This is a genomic window from Candidatus Gracilibacteria bacterium, assembly GCA_041660965.1.
In the GTDB taxonomy this organism is placed as follows: domain Bacteria; phylum Patescibacteriota; class Gracilibacteria; order BD1-5; family JAGOOR01; genus JAGOOR01.
Genome location: JBAZVH010000001.1, coordinates 252,526 through 278,405, shown reverse-complemented (window position 1 = coordinate 278,405; position 25,880 = coordinate 252,526). Strand labels below are relative to the sequence as shown.

Here is a 25,880-nt window from a genome sequence, read left to right as displayed (position 1 = left end):
CTGCGATATTTTTTAATGATTTTTTTTATGCAACGGAAATATAGTGTTTCCCTTTATTTGATGTGTTTTTCATTGTTTCTCCTCTCAGCATGTGGAACAACGCAGAATCTGGCAAGCTGAGAAACAGTAGTGAAGAGTCAAGAAGTTGGTAGTGATTTAAAAAATACACAACCACAAACTCAAGCTACTCTACAGTGAACAGTAAAATCAGTTACAGGGAATGAGTTTACCATCGAGACGATCGACATGAGTTCTGACCCCATCTTTCAAGAGATGCAGGGCGAGGAGTTTCGTACCAAGATGCAATCAATGACTGATACTGAGCGACAAGCCCTGATGACCAAGATGCAGGAAGCTCGCGCAAAAGCGAAACGAGTTTTAGTAGATGTCACTATACCAGTTGGTATTCCTATTATGATTCGTTCTGGAGGGGCAGGCGGGGGTGGTTTCGGAGGCGGTATGATGCGAGGTTGACAGCCGGGAGCAAGTAATTCTGGCATCGGTTCCTCACTCTCAGCTACAAAAACTTCCGCTACACCGACTCCACCGACAAGTAAAGAAGGTACTATTGCCGACATAAAAGTAGGATCTACTCTCAGTATCTGGTTGACTGAAAATACTGGTGAGAGAAAAATTGCCTCTTGGGTATCTGTTTCTTCTGCAAGTAGTTCTTCTATGGGATGAACTGGTAGCAGAGGTGGAGAAGGTGCTGGGCAGCCACCAGCAGGACTACCACCAATGTAATATTTCTTTGCTTTTTTTATGTCTCTCACACAAGAACTCAAGAAGAAAACTTCTTCTCGATCCAGACTTTTTTGGATTATTGGTACAACTGCTGTAGTGGCTCTGGGTGCTGGATGGTATTATTGGTGATCATCTGATGCTGAAGAGGTAGTCGTCGCAGTTCCCACAGAATATACTCTCAAAAAAGGGGATATCACACTCTGACTCACAGCTGAGGGTACTATTCAAGGAGATAATATTCTCTCACTTGGTTTCGAAAGCAGTGGTAAAATAACTGCTATCAAAAAAAATGTGGGGGATACAGTAAAAGCGGGCGAAGTGATTGCTACGGTGGATGATGCCCAGGCACGTGTCGATGTACAGAAAGCGAGAAATTCTCTCTCACAGGCGATGATGAATTATTCTATCAAAGTACAACCACTTTCTGATCTCGAAAAACAGCAGATAGAAGGAACGCTCGCTATGAATGAGATTGATTATGAGAGTAAAATACTTGGTTTTGAAAAAGATATTACTGCCTCTGAAAAAACTATCACTGATCTGGAGAAAAAACTCTCTGACTATCAGGATGATATGATCGCTCTTATTGGTACAGAATCAACTAGTGCCGGATCAACAAATGAAAAAGATTTTGTTATCCAGGTCACGGATGCATATCAGGCCATCAAGCAAAATCTGATAACGATTGATGAATTTCTCTGAGTGAGCTCAGAACAACAAAATACCAATGATAACTATGAATACCTCATTGCTGCCAAAGACTCGCAACTCAAAAGCACGGCAGAGGCTCTCTGGCGTACTCTCAATGATGCGCCAATGCCTACTACGACGAGTATTGCCCTGACACAAGGAATGATAGATTCAACCCTCGCAGATATCAGTAAAATGCGAACCCTCGCATCGACCATGGTGGATGTGATGAATGCAACAGTTGCAGATAGTATTCTTCTTCCTGCTACCACTATTACGACTAATAAAAATGCATTTTCTAGCATGTATACTGCTATGTCATCAAAGTATTCTACCATCGCCAATTCTCTTGAAGCGGATACGGATAAGCGAAGAAGTCTGGAGCAACAGATTGCTCAAGTAAAAACCGATATAGAATATCAAAAGAAAGATATTGTCCTAAAACAAAAAGAGATAGAACAGTCTAGGGTTAGCAACGAGCAACAACTCGCCAATAATAAGATAGATTATATTCTCAAGCTCGATCCACTTTCTAGTGATGAAAAGCAACTTGCTCAGCTCCAACTCGAGTCAGCTCGGATTGCCCTGCAAGAAAAGCAGCTTGATCTCGCTAAATCCCAGCTCAAGAGTCCTGTGGATGGAGTCATATTGACCCTTGTTGGGCATGTGGGTGAGACGGCCGCGAGTACTTTCGCCACCATAGCTACCCAAGGATATACGTATGTGACATCCTCTATTAGTGAAGACGAGATAGAGCTCGTGAAAGTCTGACAAAAAGCTCTTGTGACACCAGAGTCAGTTCCTGATGCGGCATTTGAGTGAGATGTATACTATGTTTCGACCATTGGAGATACCGATAATAATGGTATTGTGACTTACAAAGTGTTGGTGAGATATTCATCCGATGATACTCGCCTGCGCACGGCCATGAATGTAGAGATATCATTTATTAGTAAACAAGTAAAAAGCGTCATGGTGGCACCCATCAAAGCAGTGTTTGCCTACGATAACTCTCCGCATGTTCGTCTCAAGGATGGCACACTTCGTAAGGTCGTGACGGGGCTCTCGGATGGTAAAGAAACAGAAATCATCAGTGGTGTCGAGGTTGGAGAAACAATTCTGATTACCAACTAAGTTATGTCTGTCCCAATAATCGCACTTTCTGGAATTACCAAATCGTATTATCTCTCAAACAATATAGAAATACCAGTTTTAAAGGGTATAGATCTTACGATTCAGAGAGGAGAATTTGTCGCTCTGATGGGGCATAGTGGGTCATGAAAATCGACTCTACTCAATGTGATGGGGCTACTTCATCCTGCCGATGATTGAGTATATGAATTTGATGGTGAAGATATTAGCTTGTACCGTGACGATTTCTCAGCGTCCTATATTCGCAATCGCAAACTCTGATTTATTTTTCAGCTCTACTATCTGATTCCTCGTCTGACAGCTCTCGAAAATGTGATGTTACCAGCTATCTACGCTGAACAAGATTTTCAAACTCGGAAAGAAAAGGCGATGTATTATCTGCATGAAGTAGGTCTGGATGACAAAATGCACAATAAACCCTCAGAGCTTTCATGAGGCCAACAACAAAGAGTTTCGATAGCTCGTGCCCTTATCAATGAGCCAGATATTATTTTCGCTGATGAACCAACAGGCGCCCTCGATTCGACGACGACACATGAGGTAATGGAGCTTATCTCCAGACTCAACCAAGAAGGAAAGACCATTATTATGGTCACTCATGAGCGTGATGTGGCTGCCTATGCAAAACGAATCATCGTCCTCAAAGATGGCAAAGTAGCCGACACTCTCTCCATCCATAAATAATGTATGAAAAAAACAGACCTCTTTATTATCGCATTTTCTTCGATTGTTTCAAATAAAACACGCACGGCTCTTTCTATGCTCGGGGTGATTATCGGTGTTATCACGATTATTCTCGTCGTCGCTATCGGTACTGGTGCACAAAAACAAGTCCAAGATCAATTCAAGAGCTTGAATGTGAATACTATTATGGTCATGGGAATGCGAGGCATCGATATCACACAAAAAGATATTGATCTTATCTGAGAATCTCCATACATCAGTACCGTGGCTGGTTTTTATCGGAGCAATGTTTCTGTCAACAGTAGTGATGCTTCAGTCGGTACGGTCTCCCTCTCTGGTCTGGGCATTACCGCCGATCTCTTCAAGATTATCAGTCTCAAGTTTGATACCGGTGCTATGTTTGATGCGACAGTAGAAAAAGAGAAATATGTCATCTTGTGATATGGGGCATTGACTCAATTGTTCCCCAATCAGACAGCAGCCAGCGTGATGAATACCACTGTGACGATTGCCAAAAAAGACTATACTATTGTTGGAGTACTCCAAAAATCTGGTGCAGGTTTTGGTCCTGTGACCTTTGATGATGCCGTATATTTTCCGACCAAAACATATGAAAAATATATCGTCAAACAGAAACCATTGTTACAGGTGATAGCCCTCGCAAAAGATACCAAATATGTCGCACAAGCTGTGGAGGATATGACGCAAAAACTCACTGAACTTCATGAACTAGAGAGCGGTTCAAATAATCTCCGAGTTATTGATGCCTGAAGTAGTGTCTCAACGGCGATAGAAAATGCGAAGACGCTCACCTATCTTCTTATTGGCGTAGCCAGTATTGTCTTTATCGTTTCGGGTATTGGTATTATGAATGTGATGTTTGCTTCCGTGGCAGAGCGAACAAAGGAAATCGGGATTCTGAAATCCATCTGAGCCAATCAAAGCTCGGTACTATGGCAATTTTTGCTCGAAAGTTTTATTCTGACACTTCTCGGATCACTTCTCGGAGTGATAGTGGGTGAAGTGGTAATCTTCTTTGATCCTTTTGGTGACACGCTTCCGCTTCTTCGCTCGGTGTATGGTGATATTATGGCGGTCATATTTGCGATGATGACGGGAATATTTTTTGGTTGGTACCCAGCATGGCGAGCATCCAAACTGGATCCAGTGGATGCACTAAGACTATAAGGAAATTATCATCATCACAATTTCTTCTCCAGAATGCAAGTACTTTTTCGTAAAATCACTTGCACAAAAAAAGTATTCACTCTTATGGCGTAAAATGCCACTTTTTGAAAAATTCACGCAAAATCATTTGACTAGATATGGTATATCAATATAAAGGGACGACACCATATATTGTGTTTCATCTCTTTTTTTCTTCCTATGCCTATCGATAAAGTACGCAAACGCAACCAAGAACTCGTCCCATTTGACAGGTCGCGTATAGAAAAAGCGCTGGAAAAAGCGTGTGAAGCTGTTGGCCAAAAAGAGCTCGGTTTTATCTCCGATCTTACCAATAAAATCGTTGAAGATTTGAAACACAAATTTGCTGCTCGGGATATGATCCCTGGCGTCGAAGATATCCAAGATTACGTTGAGCTTCACCTGATGCGTTCCGGTCATTATGAAATCGCGAAAGAATATATCACCTATCGCCAAAAACGTATCGATGAGCGTAGGCGAAATATTTTTAAAAAACGTGTCAATCTCAAGCCATACGAGTATCCGGAATTGATCGAATATGTGGATGCTGTGCGTCATTCCTACTGGATTCATACGGAGTTTAGCTATACATCCGATGTGCAGGATTTTCACGTCAATCTCTCAGACAAAGAACGAAATGCTATCCGCAATGCCATGCTCGCTATTGCTCAGATCGAAGTTTCAGTCAAAACATTTTGGGGTGATGTGTATAAGAAAATTCCAAAACCAGAAATTGGTAATGTCGGAGCGACATTTGCGGAAAGTGAAGTCCGACATCAGGATGCCTATTCGTTTCTTCTCGAACTTCTCGGGATGAATCATGAGTTTGAAAAAATTAAAGAAATTCCAGTTATCATGAATCGTATTCATTATCTCGATAAAGCGATGCTGAATGCTCGAAGTGAGGACAACCAAGAATATGCACAAGCAGTACTTCTCTTTTCGCTCTTTATCGAGCACGTATCACTCTTTTCACAGTTTTTGATCATCATGTCATTTAATAAACACAAGAATTTATTGAAATGAATCTCAAATGCCGTAGAAGCGACATCAAAAGAAGAACAGATTCACGGACTCTTTGGCATTGACCTTATTCGTATCATCCAAGAAGAAAACCCAACCTGGTTCAACGATGAATATAGAGAACAAATATATGCTCTCTGCCGAGAAGCAAATGATGCAGAATCTGCTATTATTGATTGGATATTTGAAGCAGGGGAATTGGATTTCTTGCCAAAGGAAACGGTAAAACAATTTGTGATGAACCGATTCAATAACAGTCTTTCATCCATCGGTCTCGACAAAATATTTGAAGTCAATGTGGCTGAACTCGAAAAGACTGACTGGTTCGATGATGAAGTCATCGCGACAAAACAAATCGATTTCTTCAACAAACGTTCTATTAACTACAACAAACGGAGCACGAGTATTACGTCAGGAGACCTCTTTTAGAAATACAAAATACAGAATACAAAATACATGAATATTTTCCTTAATTTTGTCTTTTGCACTTTGTCCTTTGTATTAAAAAATATCTATCTTTAACTTTCTATTTATGCGCTGGCTCAACGACTACTCAAAACAATTCCTCCAAAATGGTTATCTCCTCCCAGGGGAGACTACCGAAGAGCGAGTGACTCTTATCGCTAAAACTGCTGAGAAAATTCTCGGAAAAGCATGATGGGCTGATAAATTCTATGATTATATGTCAAAAGGATACTATTCTCTCTCGACACCGGTTTTTGCAAACTTTGGTCTTGAGCGAGGGCTCCCTATTAGTTGTTTCGGTTCGTATATTGAGGACAATATGGCGAGCATCCTCTATACACAAGGTGAAGTCGGCATGATGAGTAAATACGGAGGAGGGTGTAGTGGGTATTTCGGAGCACTTCGTGCTCGGGGGACTGAGATCAAAAATAATGGAGCATCATCAGGGGCTGTGCATTTTATGAATCTCTTTGAATCACTGATTAATGTTGTAAGCCAGGGGTCTGTTCGTCGAGGACATTTCGCACCCTACCTCCCAGTAGAGCATCCAGATATCGAGGAATTCCTCAATATCGGTATGGAAGGCAATGAAATCCAAAAACTCACCCATGGTGTCACGGTCACCAATGCGTGGCTTGAAGAAATGGTGGCAGGAGATGAGAAAAAACGAGATATCTGGGCAAAGATTATTCAACGCCGTACGATGATGGGCTACCCATATATCTTTTTCACAGATAACGTCAACAACAATACCGTCGACGTCTACAAGGACAAAGGCCTCAAGATCTACGCGAGTAATATGTGCACAGAGATTATGCTTCCTTCTAAGAAGGACTGGTCATTTGTGTGCAATCTCTCGAGTATGAATCTCCTCTACTACGATGAGTGGAAAGAGACAGATGCTGTCGAGACGATGGTCCAATTCCTCGATGCAGTGATGACAGAATTTATCCAAAAACTTGAGAAACTTCGTGACAGTGCCGACGAAAGCGAGCGACAAGGGTTTTACTTTATGCAGAGAGCGTACAACTTCGCAGTCGAAAATCGCGCTCTCGGACTCGGAGCTCTCGGATGGCATTCATACCTTCAGAGCAAGATGATTGCCTTCGAATCACAAGAAGCACGCGGACTCAATCGAGAAATATTTCAAACCATTCATGACCGAGCATACGCTGCTTCAGCCGAGCTCGCACAAGAATATGGTGAGCCAGAAATTCTCAAAGGATACGGACGACGCAATACGACACTCCTCGCTGTCGCACCAAATACTTCATCTGCCTTTATTATTGGGCAAGTATCTCAGAGTATCGAACCGTGGCTCTCAAATGCGTATGTCAAAGACCTCGCAAAAATCAAAACGACTATCAAGAATACAGCGCTTGAGAAAGTCCTCGAAGCACATGGACAAAATACTCGTGAGACATGGCAATTTATCCGTGACCACGATGGATCAGTCCAGCACCTCGAATTCCTCTCACAAGAAGAAAAAGATGTCTTCAAGACCTTCTCAGAAATCGACCAATATGCTATCATAGACCAAGCGGCTGATCGTCAGAAGTTTATCGACCAAGGTCAATCACTCAATCTGATGATCAATCCAAAAACTCCAGCAAAAGATATCAACGCTATCTATCTCGATGCATGGAGACAAGGCATCAAGACCCTCTACTACCAGCACTCAAAGAGCGCTGCTCAAGAACTCTCTCGAAAGATCGTGTGTGTAGGATGTGAGTCGTAGGAAAAATAATAAATAATCTAGAAAAAATGAAGAAATCTATAGAATAATTACATGAAATATGGCAAACAATAGAAATACTATTCAGAATTATGTGGAAAAAATAAAAACACACTGGTTATTTTGGGTTATTGTGACAATAGTGTCTGTGATTATTTTACCATATCTTTCTGTTAGAGGCAACGCTCTACAAATGGAATCGAATATAATCTCTCAGCATGATGAGGGTAATATGGTTAACCTTAAAGGTAACATTAGTGATCCGAACAATAACTCAGGTGAGATAGTTATTCGTAATAATCTCTTTAAAGAGACAATTAAAATTGAAAATACTTCCGATAAAGAAATTTTATCGTCAGACGATAAAAATCCGAGAATATCTTCAAAAATACATATTTTTTGTACACAAGATTGAGAACTAAGAGAGTTATGAATGGAGAATCTGCCAGAAGAAGGTATTCTGCCGACGGGTTATAAAATGTATTTGTTGAAAAGTAGTTTTGAAAAATGTGATTCGGTATGAATATTACGTATAGACTTAGTCTGTAAAGATACAGAATTCAACATATGTAATCCACTTTTTACATGATATGAGAATAAGTTCAAAAAGCAGATTGACCCAAGTTTATGGCAGATTATAGGTGTAGATGCTACTTGGATAGACGATGATATTTCTTTTGAGACATTCCGGAACAACCTTGAAAATGCATACGATCAGAGTTCTGTTAAATTCTTTAAGACCATCCCATGACTTCAAGCATTTTGAAGGAAAGGCCCTAAGAGCAAGAATGGGTGGGAAGGTATAATAATACTGTTTAATACAAAGTATTCTGAAGAATCAGACATTATTAAAGAGGTGAAACAGAGAATTATATCCACTTATGGTGGATATGAGGTCTTTCTATATCCTAATACAGAGGGCAACTTTAAAAAATACAGTGCACATATTTCTCAAGAGTGTTGAAATTATTGCAATACCCACACATTACAGTTTTGAGACTTAAAATCCGGTATGAAATGAGATGAAAATGTTCCATTACCTAAAGAACTTTTTGATGCTAATTCAGATTTGGATGCAATAATTTTCTTACCTTACTAAGTTATAGTATTTATCCCCATCCACCTCTTCGCCGCTACAAAAGCGTTTGTTGTGGGAGGGGGGGGTGAGTAAACAATTTATTTGACAAATATAAATATAGATTATAATCATCTTATGAATTTAGTATGAATATACTGACCAAGTGGTTCATGAAAAACAACTTTGCAAACAAGATTGTTGAATTGTAGACCTGAGAAATTTGTAAGAGTTATTTTGGATACAGATCGGCCGATTAGGAGAGATACACATTGAAAAGAGATAGAATTTGAGGGGCAAGACTATCATTTTGTAACACCAAAAGAATTTGCATCAAAAAGATATCTATTTGTAACAACTCATTGAGATAGAAACTACGGTGTTCCCAGGGAATCAGAGGCAGTACAGGAGATTGCTCAACCAACATCTCAAAAAATAGGCATCATAGTTTGATGAAGAAAGCTCATGGAGAAGATGCAAAAGGAATGATGATATAATTTATTTTTTATACAAATTCTCCTCGGAATCGATAGTATTAGGTCAGGGATGTTTAAGAGATGAGATCAGTTTCACGATGTATTAGAACGCATAAGGGATATCTACAATCAAGAAGTTTGAGTTGGTCCGAGTATGAGGGTCACCCAAGGATATAGTATTGCAGAAATAAATGAAGCCATTTTATCACACTATTCTTTATGCCAATAACTAAAGCATACCCGGACTACGATGCCTATAGGGGGTGAATGTCTGCAGGACTACAAAAAAAGATGGATTTTTTTGTACCCCGAATATGAGCTATATTGGGTAAAGAATCATCAAGAATACTTGATATAGGTTGTTGTAGTGGTGATTTGGTTCTTGGACTCAAGCGAGCTTTTCCTTCCCATCAATTTTTATGAATTGATCTGGATGATTCTTTTATCGCTGAGGCTCGAGAAAGAGCGCAAGCTGAATGAATTGATGCAGAATTTATGTGTTGAGATGCTTCACAGCTACATCAGATAGAAAATGGTAGTATTGATACTATTATACTTTCTTCAGTTATTCATGAGCTATACAGCTATTGATGAGATAAATTTGATAAACAGTTTTTGAAAAAAGTATTTTTAGAATTTCAAAGAATTATGAGATCACGATGAACCATCGTGGGGAGGGACCCCGCAATGCCACATAATCCACATCAGAAATTCAAACTTGAATTTCCTGAGCAGGATACTGACAATTGAGGAGAAATTCAGACATTGAGCTTGTTAGGTAAGTGGAAAAGGTTTTTATGAGATTTTGCTCCTGCACAGGGTCAAAATGCAGATATAGGCGCCTCACCTCTGTGGTTAATAAATGAGTTTTTGAGACATATAAAATTTGCTCGGTCAGAGGAGAGGTGGGCTTTTGAGCTCAGGGAGCAATATGGCGTTATGACAGAAGCTCAGTGGAGAGAATTTATATGAGAGTTAGGTTTCAGAGTAAAAAATATTCAGACCTCTCCTCTTACAGAATCTCGTATCCCCGCATGAGAATTGCAATTGTATAATCCAAGAGGTAAGCCAGTAAAGGATGTAGAGGTGTTGCCAAGGAATATTATTTTAGAACTTATTAACCCATAGTTACTATGAAACCAATAAAAGAATGAAGTATGACCTTTGTCATAAATGACAAAAAACAATTATTACTTGGTCAGAGAAAGTCAGTTTTTGGGGACTGAATGTGGGGGCTTCCAGGATGACACAGAGAACCTGATGAAGATATAATCGTGTCTGCAGTAAGAGAAGCGCATGAAGAAATAGGAATTGAGCTAGACCCAGATACGATGTTTTTCTTAGGCACTACAAATTATGAGTGACCGCGTTTTCACTCTATTCATCATAATTTCACATTCTCCTACGAAAATGAAGAAATAAAGCTCATGGAACCAGAAAAATGTTATCAATGGAGGTTCTTTTCAGTAGCTGATATCCCAGAGGATATTTTTCCACCTGATAAAGAAGCTATCACTTTATATTTCATTCAAAAATATGGACAATCAACCAAGTAGCCCAGAGAAGACAAGTGTTCTCTTGCTCTCGACACCTCGCTCATGATCCACTTTTATATCGCGTGAATTGCACAATTGATACGAATTGGATATATATGATGAACCACTGAGAACTACATTTGGTAACCCTAGTCACCCCCTCTATCATTCCAGGATAATTTGAGCGGACGAGACTGAGCAAATTATGCAAGATCGTGATGTGGGGGAATTCTTTGATCATATGGGAGCCAAAAAGCATGCTTTACTGAAAGAAACAAATGGAGTTTTTCAGTCCTCATTTCTTAGGAAAATGCTTCCTGAATACAGAGTATACTTTTTGAGGAGACATATATTTTGAGTTGTCCATTCTATCATGAAAATACCATACTGGTATAAAAAATGGTCAATATGAGAAAGAATTTGAATCTTTGAGGATGAACTGGAAAGAAAAATACAAGCTGAAGGGGATTCTGATAGTCAAGATAATAGATTTTCGAGGTATAAGAAAATGTATGAAGATGCCAAAGGAGTAGCAGTAAGAGACTCTGTTAAACTTACGCGAACTATCATTCACTTTGCTGTTCAATCTATAGAATGACAGAGGATTGCTGATGAAACGATTGATTATCAACTCTGCGTAAAAGAGGGTATAGATCCAAGATTATTCGAATTTTGGAAAAAGAAAAATTATAAGAGTGATGATTGCTGTCGACAAGAGGGTGAATATAGAACTCATAGTACCAAAAATCCAAGCAGTCCTTATGCTTGGTTGGAACATTTTTCAGATGAGGACAGACAAATAATTCGTCAAATTGTATGAACTGACGCAGATCTGGTAGTACCAATAGTGAGTCCTGAGGAAAAATTTAGTCAAATCCCAGCTTTAGGATGGGTGAATATACCAGGAAGTTCTTTTGGAATGAGTAACAGAGTTATTTCTCAGTCAGATTTTATAAAATTTTATAACTGACTACTTGATGCAAACATCTCATCAGATGATATCGAACGGAAGCTACAATTTAGGCCATCAGAAACGCATAATTTTATACAATCTAATTGATCTGGGCAGCAAGAAAAATATCCAGATAGGCCTATGACTCTTGTTTCACCAATAATTGCTATGGCATATTGTCTCTGTAACGGATGAGTACTACCCCATCCTGATGCTTATAAAAGACAGAGTTTTAGCATACAAGAGTATGAACGCCTTCTCAAAACAGCAAACTATTGAGATAGGTTCTGAATAAAAAAAATATGACAAACAGAGCCTGAACGATGACTGTATGATTTTTATGGAAACATTTCAGAACTAACGCTGAATGGTTTGGAGACAGGATTTTTTGGATGATCATATCAAGACAGCGTTCATCATCTTGACCAACAGGTAGAAATACCCTATATGTATAGAACAACTGAAATTTGATTTCGTATGCAAAAATCTGCAAATAATGAGGTGTTTAGTATACAATGGTTAAAATCCATACTTGATAGATCGCAGAGCGCTTACGATGTTTTTGTTGCTTTGGTAAAAATGAATAGAAACAGTTTGTAATATCATCCTCAAAAGACGATCCTTCTTGCTAAGCGTTAAAAAATATACATGTGAGAATCTGCATTTTCAAACAAGTATATAATTTTATACTTTATGCCAATATGAATATCCACCTCTTCGCCACTACAAAAGCGTTTGTTGAGGGAAGATTCCGGTCTTTGGGTTGCCTCAAGACGGGACTCGGAAAATCAGAGAATTGCCAAGATTTCTATTTGACAAATAAGATAAAAAAGGTATAAATTCTTAATGAGAAAAATATGACCAAATGCAGATAGGGAACGAATAGATCATTTACTTCGTATGTATGGGAGTCTAAATCAGAGTACTGGTCGAAAGATACAATCGGCCTGTGGTCATACCGAAAAACCATTTGCCCCTGTTCAAGAGAGAGTGTTTGCAGCTCTCTACGGCATTCATAACGGGGAACCATCTCATGAGGCACTGAATCATCTCTTCCGATGGATGTTGGCCCATGCTGGTACAGCAAGGGTTGATTTTAATCCTCGTAAAACACATAATCAATGGGAACGTATCATGAGTCGCTATTTTTCGGATCCTGGTTTTTTTACTGAGTTAGCTCTTGCGGAAAAGCTGCTCCTTACTGTCCTTCGGAGCCGAAAAGATACTCCAATCACTGATATCTTGCTTGCAGACAGGATGGCAGATACACATCTTGCAACTGATTTGATAGTACATCAGCAGATGCCTAAATGAAGATTACAGCTTGGGCTCCAGATAGAAATGGGTAATCATGTTCAAAGTAAAGTGAATACCTTGTTAGAGAGACACCGAAATGATCGAAAATTCTTTGATAGCAAGGATTTACCCGACGAAATACGAGAGCTTCTCCGACATGATACCTTTGTTCTCTGTCTCTCAAAATTTCGACCCCCTGTGGGGAAGCTTCCGGCCTGGAAAGAAGAGCTTTTCGCCGGAAAAAGAACGTATCAATCTCGTCACCTCAAAGAACATATTTCAGATTTTTCTGCTTACTGACGATGGGTAATGGATATCTTAGAATATCTTCACAAAAAGATTATTTCTCGCGAATTAGATGGGCATGTTCGTGCCAATCGTTATTTGGAGATTTTAGAGGAAGTAGGAGATGGAGTTTTTATTCGATATCGAATCTGTAGAGGAAATAAACAGGGCAAAAAACCACCAATACTTACTATTGATTTTATTCAACATGCTCGTACCCCAAAATCAAAAGTCATAATAAGCTTAGGGATACCAATCGATAGAGACTTCCTCGATTTATACCGAGATATGGCGGGAGTGCGTGCGCAGTAGTTTTTTGATAGATAAGATGCATAAAATCCCCTGCTTTTGTATCAGGGGATTCTCTTCGGATCCTTTTTGAGATGAGTGTATCTCTGGCCTCCGTTATTCCTTGAATTCCTTGAGTTCTTTTTCGATTTTCTCGAGATCCTTTTTGGCATCGGTATCATCAGGATTTTCTAGGATATAGCCATCGAGATACGATTTGGCACGCTCGAGAGAAGATTGTTTTTGTGACTTTTCTTCGAGAGCGATTTGTTTTTCAAATCGTTTCTGCTCATATTTATCGAGATTGACTCCTTCTGGGAGATATCTCGTATCAGCCATAAGAAGAGGAGTTTCTGGGGTGAGAAAAGGATCCCACGACTTCCACGAATTCCAGAAAGTATCGAGAAAATTCTGTGTGTCGAACTCCGGATGACCGATGAGAAATTCTTGATAATCATCGTAGTCATCGAAATCCTTCTGAAAGGAATGTACTTTCCCGTTTACATTTGAACGGGAGACGATGCGTCATTTGAACATAATGAAAGGGGTAAGAAAATAGAAGTCCCAAAAAATTGGGAAACCTCATTGTATATCGGGTAAGCCATAAATCAAGTGCCTGTCTTATTGACTCCCTGGAAAGTATTTCTTCGAAGAATAAAGCATGCATACTTACTTAGTAAGAGTCAATATGATAGAGTGTTGTTTCAAAGATATTTCACAGTTCAAAAATGGAAATGAATTATTGCTTTCTTGAAATAGTATGTATAATGCATTCTAATATTTTATGAGTTTGAGAGAATCATTACCGCCTGATGTGGAGCTTATATGGGACCCAACACCTGATGATGATGGGGTAAAGAGAGGTGATTCTTTTTGTTTTTTAAGAACAGGACCAGATGGCGAGAAAACCTTTTGGAAGGAATATCCATACCATCCAATTATTATTACAAGGTATCATGTATTACAAAATAGGTTAGCACAAAAAGTGAATAGCCAAAATCTCTGTCTTGAAACAGGTAAGAGAGTACAGGTACTATTATTGCCCGAGGAAATATCGTCTTTCTGACAACGGGGGTATTTTTTGTCCCCACATGACTGATGCCAGGTCGATGTCCCATATGTTGCAGGAGAAAATGTTCCTCATGATATGGATATAACAGGAATATTGCAGAACATCTTTCCTGGCATGAATCTGCAAAGGATTCATCCTGCGAATTGTAGAGAAACATCAGAAGCCACTGTTGTTACAGATATTGCTTGGGATATACCTGGATTTCTGTGGGACAATCCTAGTGAAAATACTGCTCTTAATAATCTTGTAGCACAAACATACGCCACATGGAGCCAGAATATGTATCAAATTTATCCATTTCTTGGAAGATGGTAAAAAATGTATTATTCATATTTGCAATCATACCATCCAGCATATACTGTATTGGTATCTTTTAAAACTATTTATGAAACGCACTTTCTCCTGGTTTGGCATTCTTGCCATCATTATCATCATAGTAGCATTTTGCTGGACGCAGCGTACGCATGCACCTGTAGTAGATGATGTTGCCCCATCAAATACTCTTGTTCCGCCTTCGTCACAACTCTCTCCTGAGACTACTGAGACGGCTTCATCGATGATAGAGGTTACCGCACCACTCCCAAATTCGACCCTTACAAGCCCAATGACCCTGATGGGTAGAGCTCGAGGTCCGTGGTATTTCGAAGCATCATTTCCGATTGAGCTCCGCGATGCCAATAATGTCCTTATCACAACAGTTGTTGCCCAAGCTCAATGAGAGTGGATGACAGAAGATTTCGTACCCTTTACGGCGACACTCACATTTCCAGCTCAGCCAGCTGGTAGCCAGGGCATGCTCGTATTCAAAAATGATAACCCATCAGGTGAACCACAAAACAGTATGATGTTTGATGTGCCTGTGCAGTTTTAGGAGGAGGGCAACTAGGATAGTGTATTGAGTTTTTGCAACACTTTTTTAAATACGTAAACTCAAAAGCACTCTATCAATAATGGAAAAATGAATTTGAGCGTTATCGGGTATATATTGAGAGAGATAGAGACGAATGGTTTCTGTATCAATGCTCGGGTCGATAAAAACATCCACGCTATTTATCAGATGGTTTTTTGTCATAAGACGTAGAATGGTTGGTCATTCAGTGATACGGATGATGCCGAATTCACGAAGAGTATTATAATTATAGAGCTGATCATTGATATATACACCAGATATGTCGATGCTGACTTGTGTCAAATCAGGGATATTTATCTCATAGAGGAGATAGACGCCGGCGAAGAGAATAGCGACGATACCGAGTGCATAGGCACCCAATATAAAACTCATCACAATCAACGTCAAAATAAGGGTGATAGCAATCATATACCACTGTTTTCCTCGTGGAAAATGAGTGGCAAATGCCCATGAAAATATCGGAGTGTTCATACGATTAGATATTATCGATCAAAAAGTTGATAATGAGCCATGCGGACCAAGATAGCATAGCTCCGAGGATCGCGGCCATGAAAGCTTCTTTTCCTTTGCTTTTGTATTCTTCATTGATGCCACCAAAGACATACATCAGAGCTCAGATAAGGATAACTCCGAGACTGATATATCCTACGAGAGCGAGGATGTTATTTGTGATACTGATGATGATGCAGGGGATTTGAGTAAAGGAAATATTTCACGTACGGAGCTGATCTGTACCAACTCCACAATTTCCTCATTCAAAAATCGACTTCGGAGCCGCGAGACTTATTTTGGTAATCAAGAGAAAAAAGATGGCAACTATTCGCATAGGAGAGAGATAAGGAGCTTATCGATGAGATATTTGGCGATGGTATTCGTTGTCTCGAGGAGGAGACGGGTTTCTCGTATATTTTTCGCATGTCTCGTAGAGAGTGTACCATTCAGTACCGCATTTTGCAATCAGGTGATGACCCAAAGGGCTTGCTCTTTTTTGAAATCTTTGCCTAATGTGAGAGCAAAAAGTGCTTCTGGCTGTCAGGAAAGAAAATTCTCTATAGCTGATTCAAGCGGATTATGTTCACGGTTGATGCCTTCTGTATCGAGCGTGACGATACGAGACTGGAGTGTTGGGAGGATTTTATCAGGAGAAGAACTCGTCACTAAGATTAAGACTTGATTTGGTACTTCCTCAAAGATATTGAGAAGCGAACTATAGGCAGTATCAGCGAGCGCATCAATATTGAGAAAAATCGCTACGAAGATATCTCCAGCGGGTTTTTGATAGAGCTTTTCGACAAATTTTCGTACAAATTCTACTTTATGCCCCTTGGCGTCTTTGTCACTGCAATCATGCCAGACACAATCAGCGATACCTTTTTCTTCGAGATCATCGAGCGTATATATCTCTACACGAAAAAGCTCACTGATGATATCGCATACCGTCTGTTCGGAGACAAGGAGCGGAGCAGACTGGCCACCAGCTTTGAGGGTTTCAATAATAGAGGAAATTCTTTCCGAGAGCATAGAGTGATTATAGAGATTTTAGGAGATACCGCAAAACTCTTTAGAAATTGTAAAAATAAAGATGTGAATATACTGTTGCTATGTTTATGCGTTTTTTTATTTTTCTGCGAGATACAGTGCTCCCCTATATGCTCCTTATCATCATCGTATGAGGCGGACTCAGTGGTATAGCATGGATGGTCGCGACGACATATTTTTGGAAAACTTCGCAATTAACCGTCCTCGTCGATGATACCGTGACATCTGCAGAAATCCATATTTCTTCTCGGCTTGTATATCATGATTTTCAGTTTTTCGGTGTGTCATATCCATTTCATATTATATTTCCATGGAATAAATCAATCGTTTGCAGTAATAAAGAATGTATTTTTTCTGGTCTTCCTCGGGGTGATGCTGAGATACTTTTTATAGGAGACAATAGGACTTTTGAACCAGAACATATCGTAATAGAGCCCGCTACACAAGGAACGCTCAATCTCCGTTCTGTCATTCTTGTAAAGGAAGTTATTGATCGTGTGTGAATCGGGCTTATCGCACAAAAAACTCACACATTGCCAGGAGATATTTCTCCAGGATCTATTTTTTATGAAAATACACTACAAGGGCTTTTTTTATTTTGGAATAATGGTATAGTTTTTTTCTATGATACGAGTGGAAAACAGAGCATTATGCTCCCACAAAATCTCATGGTACAATCTATCGTTCGAGGTGTGCAGGAGGGTACGTATTATCTCACAACTGCTCAAAATGAAATCTGGCTCTACGATAGGTATGGACGAGAAAAAACTCAAAAAGTACTTCATTCTACCATACCAAATGCTGATCTTATCTGGGAAGATATGCAGACGAGACTAAAAATAGGAAAGAACGAACAGGTGTTGCCAGGAAGAGTATTCTGGTTTGTGTATAACACAAAAAACTATCTTTTTGACGGAGAGAAAGTATTTGAAATCATAAATACGTAATCTGTCAATATTCCTGTTTTTTCTTTTTTCCGCTTTTTTCGTATACTGATTTGGCATTTTTGAACGTATGAAAGAATTTGGTTACCAGATTCTTTTTTTTACTAAAAATGTGTCTATTCTTAATATGTATATATGTTAGACCTCAAAGCAATCGATGTAGCAATTAATCATATAGCCGCTGAACGATGACTTCATCGTGATGATCTCGTCGAAATCATAGAAGCTGCTATTCGTACTGCTTACAAAAAAGACTATGGTGATAAAGATGAATCAGTCAATGTAAAACTCGATTTTGAATCTGGAGATATCACGATCACAGTCGAAAAAGAAGTGGTTGAAACAGTAGAAAATCCTCACACACAGATCGCACGTGCTGATCTCGGTGAGGATGCTGACGCATTTGAAATCGGTGATATTATCGAAATCGATGCGAGTGATGTCCTCCGTGATAATCCTCAAGTCTTCGGACGTATCGCTTCTCAGGCGGCTCGCCAGGTTATTATCCAAAAAATCGGTGATTCAGAAAAAGCAAAAGTCTTTGAACTCTTCAAAGACAAGCAAGGTGATATCGTGAATGTCCGTGTGGATATGGTCGAAAATGATCGTGTCTTCGTAGAATTCAATGGTTCACAAGTTCTCCTCCCACGAAGCGAACAAGTGAGTCGAGATAAATACACACCAGGAATGCGTATGTATGTTTACGTCAAAAAAGTAGAAGATGAAGGGAAGGGTGATCCAAAAGTTATTCTCTCACGCAAGGATCCTCAGCTTGTGGCAAAACTTTTTGAACTGAGTACGCCAGAGCTCGAAGATAATACGATTGAAATCGTTCGTATTGTCCGTGAAGCAGGATTTAAAACAAAAATTATTGTTGCTTCAGAATTTGAAGAAGTGGATCCAGCTGGTGCCCTCATCGGTCCAAAGGGTATTCGTGTTAAAGCAGTGGTGGAAGAGCTCTTCGGAGAAAAGGTGGATGTGATCAATTATACTGATAATGCTCGTGAGCTCGTCGCACAAGCCCTGAATCCTGCGAAGATTCTCGATGTACAATTTGATGAAAATGATGTAGCAGTGGTGACTGTTCCAAAAGAAGATGAAGTACGAGCTATCGGTCGAAGCGGAGGCAATGTCCGTCTTGCTGAACAGCTGACTGGGTACCGCATTCGATTGGTTGGAGTGGAAGTGGAGGCACCACAGGCATAAAAAAAGATAGAGCCAAAGCAGAAAAGATAGAGAAAGGAATTTATTATCGTCATCTAACGAGAGAAATCTATTCCGATTCCGTCATTCTCGGGCTTGACCCGAGAATCCATATCATCTATAACAAATTTATTTTTTACAAATTATTTTTATGCATACACCATGAGATGCTCCTGAAAAAAATACTTTCGAATTAGAGACCATTTCTGCTATTACACAAGGTCATCAAAGTATTAATAGGAGAGAAGATAGAGTAGCAATCACCCTCTCTTTTTGACTCTTTGGTCGTCAAAGACTTTCTCCACGGCTATTTTCTTTTGCCAGTGATTTACCATCTGATCAATTACCTCCTTTTTCTTATAATAAACCTACTCGTGATTCAGAATTTGTTGCTTCAGTTGATGAAGTTGAAAGAAATAAAGATGAGAGATCCGGCTATAAAGCATTAGCAGTTCTTGTTGCACCAGAGGATAGGTGAATTATGCGACCAGGTCATTTTTATTGAACATGAGCTAGTCACGCCCTTGTAGCAACTGGTGATGAGGGGAAATCTTTTAGATATTTTCCTTTTGATTGCTTAGATAAAGAATTTATTGAGAATGAATTAAGAGATGTTCCAAAGTTCGAAGTTCCAAGACATATTTTATAATTATATTTTATTTTTAACTTTTTATTTTATGGCCGACAAGAAATACATCGGAGGTTCTGCAAAAGCAGTTTCCACACAGTATGGTGAGATCATGAATCTCTCACTCAAGCTCGAGGATATGCAAGCAATTGCAAATGAGAAAGGATATGTGAATATGACCGTCCTCAAGCGAAAGGAGCCAGGACAATATGGCGATACCCACTACGTAGTAGAAAATGATTACAATAAAAATCGTGAGAATGCAGGAGGAGATACTGGTCCTGTCACGACTCCTGCTGCTGAAATGGATGTTCCGTTTTAGTATTTGTGTCCGTCATTCCAGCCAAGTCCTGAGTTAATCGAAGGACGCGAGGTGGAATCCATCACAGTAACAGGGGATATATTTGGTATTGTTTGGTGCATTTTTGGTCCTAGATTTCTCTTTGTACTTTTGCTGACAAAAGTACCAAAATCATTCAGGGGACATAAACTCGCTATAAACTGATTTCAGCAACTTACTGAATTCATCCCGCTCAAACAGTACGTCCCCTAAAAACCCTTTTCTGTTTTTCAGGAACTATATATGAACAATCTTTAATTATTCATTATTCATTTTTCATTTGATTAGGTTTTACCCTCGATACCCCTTACAGACGACATACTCTTCAAAGCTTCTATCACGGCACGCCTCTGGCTTGATACATTTTACGATTTTAAATTTCTTCTTTGCCTGATCGAGGACGCGATTCAGATCTCGACCGACGAATATTTTCATCACGAGGTTCCCTCATGGGACGAGGAATTTATCAGCTATTTTGATGACTTCGAGACAGAGCATAGAACTATTATATTGATCATCATCATTGCGTCCTGTGGTATTTGGGGCAACATCTGAAGTGATGAGGTCACATCGTCGGAGTCCCATATTAGAGAAATATTTTTTGATTGCAGTATGTGTCTCGAGATGCGTCATATCACCGACGAGTGTGGTGATATTTTTTTGTGCAAATTTTTTCACTTCTTGCAGATCTATGCCGAGGACTTGTCCATTTTCCCCAACGGCGTGAACGAGCACCTGTATCCAGCTCCCCGGTGCACAACCGAGATCGATAACTGCCATACCTGGATTGATAATATGCATGGTCTCATCGAGCTGTATGAGCTTAAAGGCACTTCTCGCACGATAGCCCGCCGCTTTTGCTTTGTGAAACCAGACATCCTGTACTTGATACCCCCCACGATTGGCTATTCGAGGAGCTTGTATTTTTTTCTTTTTCGCTGGAATTATCTTTTTTTGAAACATACTTAGATGATAATAACGATTTCCCCTCGAAAGACACCTTTTTCTGCCAGTTCGTAGAGTTCATCGAGCGTGCCCCGGTGGTAGGTTTCGTGTATTTTCGTGAGTTCACGAGCGACACAAGCCGTTTTGTCTCCTCCAAAAGTTTTTTTCAGGTCATCAAGTGTCTTACTAATTCGATGGGGAGATTCATAGATAATGGCGGTATAATCTTTTTCCGCGAGCTCTTTCAGGAGTGTTTGTTTACCTTTCTTGAGTGGGAGGAATCCGAGAAAACGAAAGTCATGCATATGTAATCCAGACCCAATCAATGCGGTGAGTACTGCGGAAGCGCCAGGAATTGATTCGATTATTACACCTTGTGCGACAGCTTCTTGTATGAGGAGATAAGCAGGGTCAGAGATACCTGGAGTGCCCGCATCAGAGATGTAGGCGATATGTTTTTCCTTTGCGAGTTCAATAATCTTGGCTGCTTGTTCACGGGTGCTATGACTATGAAAGCTCTGGAGGGGCTTGGATATCTCAAAGTGTTTCAACATAGATCCACTATGTCGTGTATCTTCACAGACGATAACATCACATTCTCGGAGTGTTCGGAGTGCTCGGAGGGTGATATCTTCGAGGTTTCAGATAGGTGTGGAGACGAGGGAGAGCATAAAAAAGATAGAGATAGAGCAGAAGATAGAGAAAGAAGTAAAAGTAGAGACAAGGAGTCGATGATATTTAGTCGTTAGACGCAGATTGTTGAGTTATGAGAGTAAACCTTGGAACCATCTTCCCATTCCACTCAACCATTTCCTCCCACATAGAGAGAGGACGAGCAGTAAAATCACATCATGCTTGCCAAGGAGATTTGTAGAGAGGTTTATAAATGATGAGAATCTCATCAGTTTCAGAATGTTTTGCAGTTCAGATAACCTCATAGACGTGATCATTTCATCCAGTAGATTTGTAGTGGCGGTAAATAGCACCAATCATTTCCATAAGAAGAACGTTATTTTTTAGAATTTTTCTCCAGTATTTTGCGTATTCGTAACCTGCGTCTTTCTAGAAAATCGCCGAAAAACCTTACAGGATCAAAACCTCCCGTTATACAAACGACGAAAGTTCGTAGGTATCCAGCATTATCATCTGGGTATTCAGATTTATGAGCATCAATGTGTTTCATATTATTTGATTACGATATTTAGAATCTTATTGGGAATAAAGATTTCTTTCAAGATAGTTGCTCCTTCGAGCCATTTGGCAATTTCTGGTTTTGATTCTATGGTTGTGCGGACTTCATCCACAGCCACGCCTCGCATAAATGGATAGGTTCCTCGAAGTTTTCCATTGATTTGCACCGCAATCATCACTTCATCATCGATAGTGAGCGCTTCGATATATTCAGGCCATTCGGTTTCATAGATACTTTCTTCATTGCCCATCAGCGACCAGCATTCTTCTGCTATATGGGGAGCAAATGGATGGAGCAGTCGAACAAGAACTGATTTCCATTCTTGTCGATTATCCACATCAGCCGGAGCTCATTCATTCATCATCACATTGAGCATCGAGATAGCGGTATTAAATTTCATATTCTCGATATCTTCCCCGACTTTCTTGATAGTTTTATGCATCGTCTTGATAGCTTTCATATCATCAGCTGCCAAAAATGCTTTGAATTCCTCACTCGCCTCATCCGTCGTAAAGAGCCGATAGATTCTTTCAAGCAATCGATAATTCCCAATAATCGCCTTCGTATTCCAAGGAGAGACATCACTGAAATCCGCCATACTCATCTCATACATTCGGAGTGTATCGGCACCGTATTCCTCGATGACATCATCAGGATTGACGACATTTCCACGTGATTTACTCATCTTTTCACCATCTGGTCCGAGAATCAGCCCGACATTTCTGAGCTTAAAAAATGGTTCATCACTTGGCACGACACCGATATCAAACAGGAATTTATGCCAAAAACGAGCGTAGAGAAGATGAAGAACAGCATGCTCTGCACCACCGATATAGCTATCGACTTCTCACCAATATTTCACGATTGAGGGATCCACGATTGCTTCACTATTTGTCGGATCCATATAACGGAGATAGTACCAGCAAGAACCAGCCCACTGAGGCATCGTATTGGTTTCTCTTTTCCCTATGAGATTATTTCCAAGCCGTACATTGACCCAATCAGGTATCGTCGCAAGAGGGGACTGTCCATCGCCAGAGGGTTCGTATTTTTCCACCTCAGGAAGCTTCAGCGGAAGAGTATAATCTGGGAGAATCCAAGAGTCGATTCATTGGTAGAGTTTTCCGAGAACTGTATCTCATTTCTTCAATACTTCTCCATCTACCCAGCATTCAGTATTGTGAGCTGTTGGAAGAGATTTCTTGTCTTCTTCTGAAATATGTATCAGCGGAATTGGCTCGCCCCAATATCGCTGACGAGAAAAAATCCAGTCTCGGAGTTTGTAGTTTGTGACCTTCTTTCCAAAACCTTCTTGTTCTGCTTTTTCGGTGAGGACTTTGCGAGCTTCTTCTGAGGTTAGTCAATCAAACTCTCCAGAATTAACCAGGATACCATCACCAGTGAAGGCAGTAGGGTTTGTGAATTGACCCCATTGGTATGTATGTTGTTCAAATGAGAGGAGTTTTGGGACCTCATTTCTTTCAATCCACTCCAGACTATGCCACTCCAATTCTGAAGGGTTTACTTCTTTTTGATCCAAGCTTTTGAGCACAACATGAAAACATGGAGTATCATGAGATTCATTATTGTGGAGTTTTTTATGATGAAATCCACGAGCAAATATTTGAGAAAATGAGACTTCTTGTATTTCAGAAAAATCAAAATATCCAGTTTCCTCAACAACTTCTCTCTTTATTGCTTCAAGAGGTATCTCTCAATCCTCGATACCACCTCATAGCAGACGGTAATTTTTGGGCTCTTTTAGAACTAAAAACTTATTATTATATTCAATAATTGCATTGACAGTTTTTCTTTTGGTTTCTTTTGATTCATTCCGAGGGGCGTTTTCTCCACTCATAGTGACATAGGGGGCAATACTTTGCTTTAATGGTATTCCATATTTTCTAGCAAAGATAAAGTCACGATCATCATGTGCATCACCAAAGACCGCTCCTGTTCCATAGTTTCATAGGACAAAATCACCAATCCAAACAGGTAATTTTTCCTTATTAAAAGGATTTATGACGTATGATCCTGTAAAAACACCTGTTTTTTCTTTATCAAGTTTTGTTCTTTCTATATCAGACTCTTCCTGAGTTTTTTTGATATATTTTCCACATTCTTTTTTTTCTTCAGGCAAAATATATTCATTTACTCGAGGATGATCAGGCGCAATAACGACAAATGCCGCACTAAAAACTGTATCAATTCTTGTAGTAAATACTTCTATATCTGGACAATCAATTCATGTAAAACTAAACTGGCACCCCTCACTCCGTCCAATCCAGTTTCTCTGCATTTCCTTGATACCCTCTGGCCAATCGAGACGGTCAATATCAGAGAGAAGTCGGTCTGCATATTTTGTAATAGCGAGTACCCATTGGCGAATGGGTTTTTTCTCGACCGGCGTTCCACATCGTTCACATTTTCCATCGACGACTTCTTCATTGGCCAATCCAGTTTTACAGCTGGGGCAAAAATTGATGGGCTTATCGCTCTCGTAGGCAAGACCTGCTTCAAAGAGTTTGAGAAATATCCATTGTGACCATTTAAAATAAGCAGGATCAGTCGTATCGACCTCACGATTCCAGTCAAAAGAAAAGCCAAACTTTTTGAGTTGCTCACGAAAATGTGTGATATTATTGGCTGTCGTAACTGCTGGATGTGTACCAGTTTTTATCGCGTAGTTTTCTGCCGGCAAGCCAAAAGCATCCCAACCCATCGGATGAAGAACGTGGTACCCCTTCGCGTGCTTGTATCGAGCAATAATATCGGTCGCTGTATATCACTTTGGATGACCAACATGGAGACCTGCACCACTCGGATAGGGGAACATATCGAGAGCGTAGAATTTTTTCTTTTCAAGAGCTACGATATCATCGAAGAGTCGTTGAAATTCCGTGAAACCAGATGCCTCATTGAAGTGTCCTTTCCCAGAAAATTCATGAAATACTACATCGGATATATCCGAATAATATTTTTTTGCAGAGGCAAGGTTAATATAGGGGTCATTATCTGACAAATAGACGGTTGTCTGAAGTTTTATATGGTCGAGCTGACATGGTATTTCGTTATATTTTTCTAATGCTTCGCATATCTCATCACTGGTATATTTCTGTCATTCGTATGTTGGTGCTACGAGCATAATATGTCCACGAGAGAGATGGTGCTTTGCAGCAAAATGACATGCGAGTTTTCCACCGAGACTATGCCCGATAATGATGCTGTTCGGTTCGAGAAGATGTGTATATTTATTTAGAAATAAGAGTTGTTCTTCCAGGACTGGCTTTTCTGTATGGGGAAGATCAGGAACATAGACAGTATATCATGCATCTTGGAGTTTTCCTTGAAGCCATGGAAGCCAATTTTCCCTACTGTCTCAGCCCCAACCATGAAGGATAAGAACAGTGGGTTTCTGCGGATTTTCACATTCAAAAGTGTCGTGCTCTGCCCAGTATTTTTGCCACTTTGGTTCGATGGATTGATGAGGATACATAAAAT

Annotated in this window: 26 protein-coding genes; 18 read left to right on the top strand and 8 right to left on the bottom strand. The window is 39.9% G+C overall.

Features of this window, described 5'->3' with window-relative positions:
- The first annotated feature begins 27 nt into the window (after positions 1-27).
- The 12 genes from WC753_01430 to WC753_01375 all read left to right on the top strand — a co-directional run bounded on the left by WC753_01430 (position 28) and on the right by WC753_01375 (position 13,630).
- On the top strand, positions 28-744 hold the full coding sequence (locus WC753_01430; GenBank protein MFA6080125.1) for a hypothetical protein: 717 nt from the start codon (positions 28-30) through the stop codon (positions 742-744).
- Positions 745-762: 18 nt separating this feature from the next.
- Positions 763-2,568 (top strand): efflux RND transporter periplasmic adaptor subunit, encoded by a 1,806-nt coding sequence (locus WC753_01425; protein MFA6080124.1) that lies wholly within the window; start codon positions 763-765, stop codon positions 2,566-2,568.
- A gap of 3 nt (positions 2,569-2,571) precedes the next feature.
- Complete coding sequence (locus WC753_01420) at positions 2,572-3,270, top strand: ABC transporter ATP-binding protein (GenBank protein MFA6080123.1); 699 nt, start codon at positions 2,572-2,574, stop codon at positions 3,268-3,270.
- Between the two features lie 3 nt (positions 3,271-3,273).
- Positions 3,274-4,458, top strand: coding sequence for an ABC transporter permease (locus tag WC753_01415; protein ID MFA6080122.1), 1,185 nt, complete (start codon positions 3,274-3,276; stop codon positions 4,456-4,458).
- Between the two features lie 198 nt (positions 4,459-4,656).
- Positions 4,657-5,928 carry a ribonucleotide-diphosphate reductase subunit beta gene (locus WC753_01410; GenBank protein MFA6080121.1) on the top strand — a complete coding sequence of 424 codons (1,272 nt, stop codon included), beginning with the start codon at positions 4,657-4,659 and terminating at the stop codon, positions 5,926-5,928.
- Between the two features lie 103 nt (positions 5,929-6,031).
- Complete coding sequence (locus WC753_01405) at positions 6,032-7,702, top strand: ribonucleoside-diphosphate reductase subunit alpha (protein ID MFA6080120.1); 1,671 nt, start codon at positions 6,032-6,034, stop codon at positions 7,700-7,702.
- A gap of 58 nt (positions 7,703-7,760) precedes the next feature.
- Positions 7,761-8,798 (top strand): hypothetical protein, encoded by a 1,038-nt coding sequence (locus WC753_01400; GenBank protein MFA6080119.1) that lies wholly within the window; start codon positions 7,761-7,763, stop codon positions 8,796-8,798.
- Positions 8,799-8,879: 81 nt separating this feature from the next.
- The gene (locus WC753_01395) at positions 8,880-9,479 is read left to right on the top strand and encodes a hypothetical protein (protein MFA6080118.1); all 600 of its coding nucleotides are present in this window, start codon (positions 8,880-8,882) and stop codon (positions 9,477-9,479) included.
- Positions 9,470-10,378 (top strand): methyltransferase domain-containing protein, encoded by a 909-nt coding sequence (locus WC753_01390; protein MFA6080117.1) that lies wholly within the window; start codon positions 9,470-9,472, stop codon positions 10,376-10,378. Before WC753_01395 ends, WC753_01390 begins: the two co-directional genes overlap by 10 nt.
- Before the next feature lie 5 nt (positions 10,379-10,383).
- Positions 10,384-10,806, top strand: coding sequence for an NUDIX domain-containing protein (locus WC753_01385; GenBank protein ID MFA6080116.1), 423 nt, complete (start codon positions 10,384-10,386; stop codon positions 10,804-10,806).
- Positions 10,807-11,158: 352 nt separating this feature from the next.
- The gene (locus tag WC753_01380) at positions 11,159-12,337 is read left to right on the top strand and encodes a hypothetical protein (protein ID MFA6080115.1); all 1,179 of its coding nucleotides are present in this window, start codon (positions 11,159-11,161) and stop codon (positions 12,335-12,337) included.
- A 246-nt stretch (positions 12,338-12,583) separates the two neighbouring features.
- The gene (locus tag WC753_01375; protein ID MFA6080114.1) at positions 12,584-13,630 is read left to right on the top strand and encodes a hypothetical protein; all 1,047 of its coding nucleotides are present in this window, start codon (positions 12,584-12,586) and stop codon (positions 13,628-13,630) included.
- Between the two features lie 93 nt (positions 13,631-13,723).
- Here WC753_01375 and WC753_01370 read toward each other — a convergent pair whose 3' ends face one another.
- Positions 13,724-14,143, bottom strand: coding sequence for a hypothetical protein (locus WC753_01370; GenBank protein ID MFA6080113.1), 420 nt, complete (start codon positions 14,141-14,143; stop codon positions 13,724-13,726).
- 247 nt (positions 14,144-14,390) lie between these two features.
- On the opposite strand from WC753_01370, the gene WC753_01365 reads away from it, so the two are divergent.
- On the top strand, positions 14,391-14,993 hold the full coding sequence (locus WC753_01365; protein ID MFA6080112.1) for a hypothetical protein: 603 nt from the start codon (positions 14,391-14,393) through the stop codon (positions 14,991-14,993).
- Between the two features lie 70 nt (positions 14,994-15,063).
- Positions 15,064-15,549 carry a Gmad2 immunoglobulin-like domain-containing protein gene (locus WC753_01360; GenBank protein ID MFA6080111.1) on the top strand — a complete coding sequence of 162 codons (486 nt, stop codon included), beginning with the start codon at positions 15,064-15,066 and terminating at the stop codon, positions 15,547-15,549.
- 45 nt (positions 15,550-15,594) lie between these two features.
- On the opposite strand, the gene WC753_01355 is transcribed toward WC753_01360, so the two are convergent.
- From WC753_01355 to WC753_01345, 3 genes are read right to left on the bottom strand one after another with little or no spacing between them, the layout of a single operon-like run.
- Entirely contained in the window at positions 15,595-16,059 is a 465-nt protein-coding gene (locus tag WC753_01355; protein MFA6080110.1) for a hypothetical protein, read from the bottom strand.
- Positions 16,060-16,063: 4 nt separating this feature from the next.
- Positions 16,064-16,414 (bottom strand): hypothetical protein, encoded by a 351-nt coding sequence (locus WC753_01350; protein MFA6080109.1) that lies wholly within the window; start codon positions 16,412-16,414, stop codon positions 16,064-16,066.
- A complete protein-coding gene (locus WC753_01345; GenBank protein ID MFA6080108.1) occupies positions 16,405-17,109 on the bottom strand; it encodes a hypothetical protein in 705 nt (234 codons plus the stop codon). The genes WC753_01350 and WC753_01345 overlap by 10 nt, the downstream gene beginning before the upstream one ends.
- 80 nt (positions 17,110-17,189) lie before the next feature.
- On the opposite strand from WC753_01345, the gene WC753_01340 reads away from it, so the two are divergent.
- From WC753_01340 to WC753_01325, 4 genes are all read left to right on the top strand, one after another.
- Complete coding sequence (locus WC753_01340; GenBank protein MFA6080107.1) at positions 17,190-18,074, top strand: hypothetical protein; 885 nt, start codon at positions 17,190-17,192, stop codon at positions 18,072-18,074.
- Positions 18,075-18,206: 132 nt separating this feature from the next.
- Complete coding sequence (gene nusA / locus WC753_01335) at positions 18,207-19,277, top strand: transcription termination factor NusA (GenBank protein ID MFA6080106.1); 1,071 nt, start codon at positions 18,207-18,209, stop codon at positions 19,275-19,277.
- A 148-nt stretch (positions 19,278-19,425) separates the two neighbouring features.
- Entirely contained in the window at positions 19,426-19,923 is a 498-nt protein-coding gene (locus WC753_01330) for a hypothetical protein (protein ID MFA6080105.1), read from the top strand.
- A gap of 28 nt (positions 19,924-19,951) precedes the next feature.
- Positions 19,952-20,224, top strand: a complete 273-nt coding sequence (locus WC753_01325; protein ID MFA6080104.1) for a hypothetical protein — start codon at positions 19,952-19,954, stop codon at positions 20,222-20,224.
- Positions 20,225-20,533: 309 nt separating this feature from the next.
- Here the strand turns inward: WC753_01325 and WC753_01320 are convergent, their stop codons facing one another.
- The 4 genes from WC753_01320 to WC753_01305 form a co-directional block, all read right to left on the bottom strand.
- The gene (locus WC753_01320) at positions 20,534-21,205 is read right to left on the bottom strand and encodes an RlmE family RNA methyltransferase (protein MFA6080103.1); all 672 of its coding nucleotides are present in this window, start codon (positions 21,203-21,205) and stop codon (positions 20,534-20,536) included.
- A gap of 2 nt (positions 21,206-21,207) precedes the next feature.
- Complete coding sequence (rsmI, locus tag WC753_01315; protein ID MFA6080102.1) at positions 21,208-21,858, bottom strand: 16S rRNA (cytidine(1402)-2'-O)-methyltransferase; 651 nt, start codon at positions 21,856-21,858, stop codon at positions 21,208-21,210.
- A 67-nt stretch (positions 21,859-21,925) separates the two neighbouring features.
- Entirely contained in the window at positions 21,926-22,186 is a 261-nt protein-coding gene (locus WC753_01310) for a DUF1653 domain-containing protein (GenBank protein ID MFA6080101.1), read from the bottom strand.
- A gap of 185 nt (positions 22,187-22,371) precedes the next feature.
- Positions 22,372-25,875 carry an alpha/beta fold hydrolase gene (locus tag WC753_01305; GenBank protein ID MFA6080100.1) on the bottom strand — a complete coding sequence of 1,168 codons (3,504 nt, stop codon included), beginning with the start codon at positions 25,873-25,875 and terminating at the stop codon, positions 22,372-22,374.
- Positions 25,876-25,880: the final 5 nt, after the last annotated feature.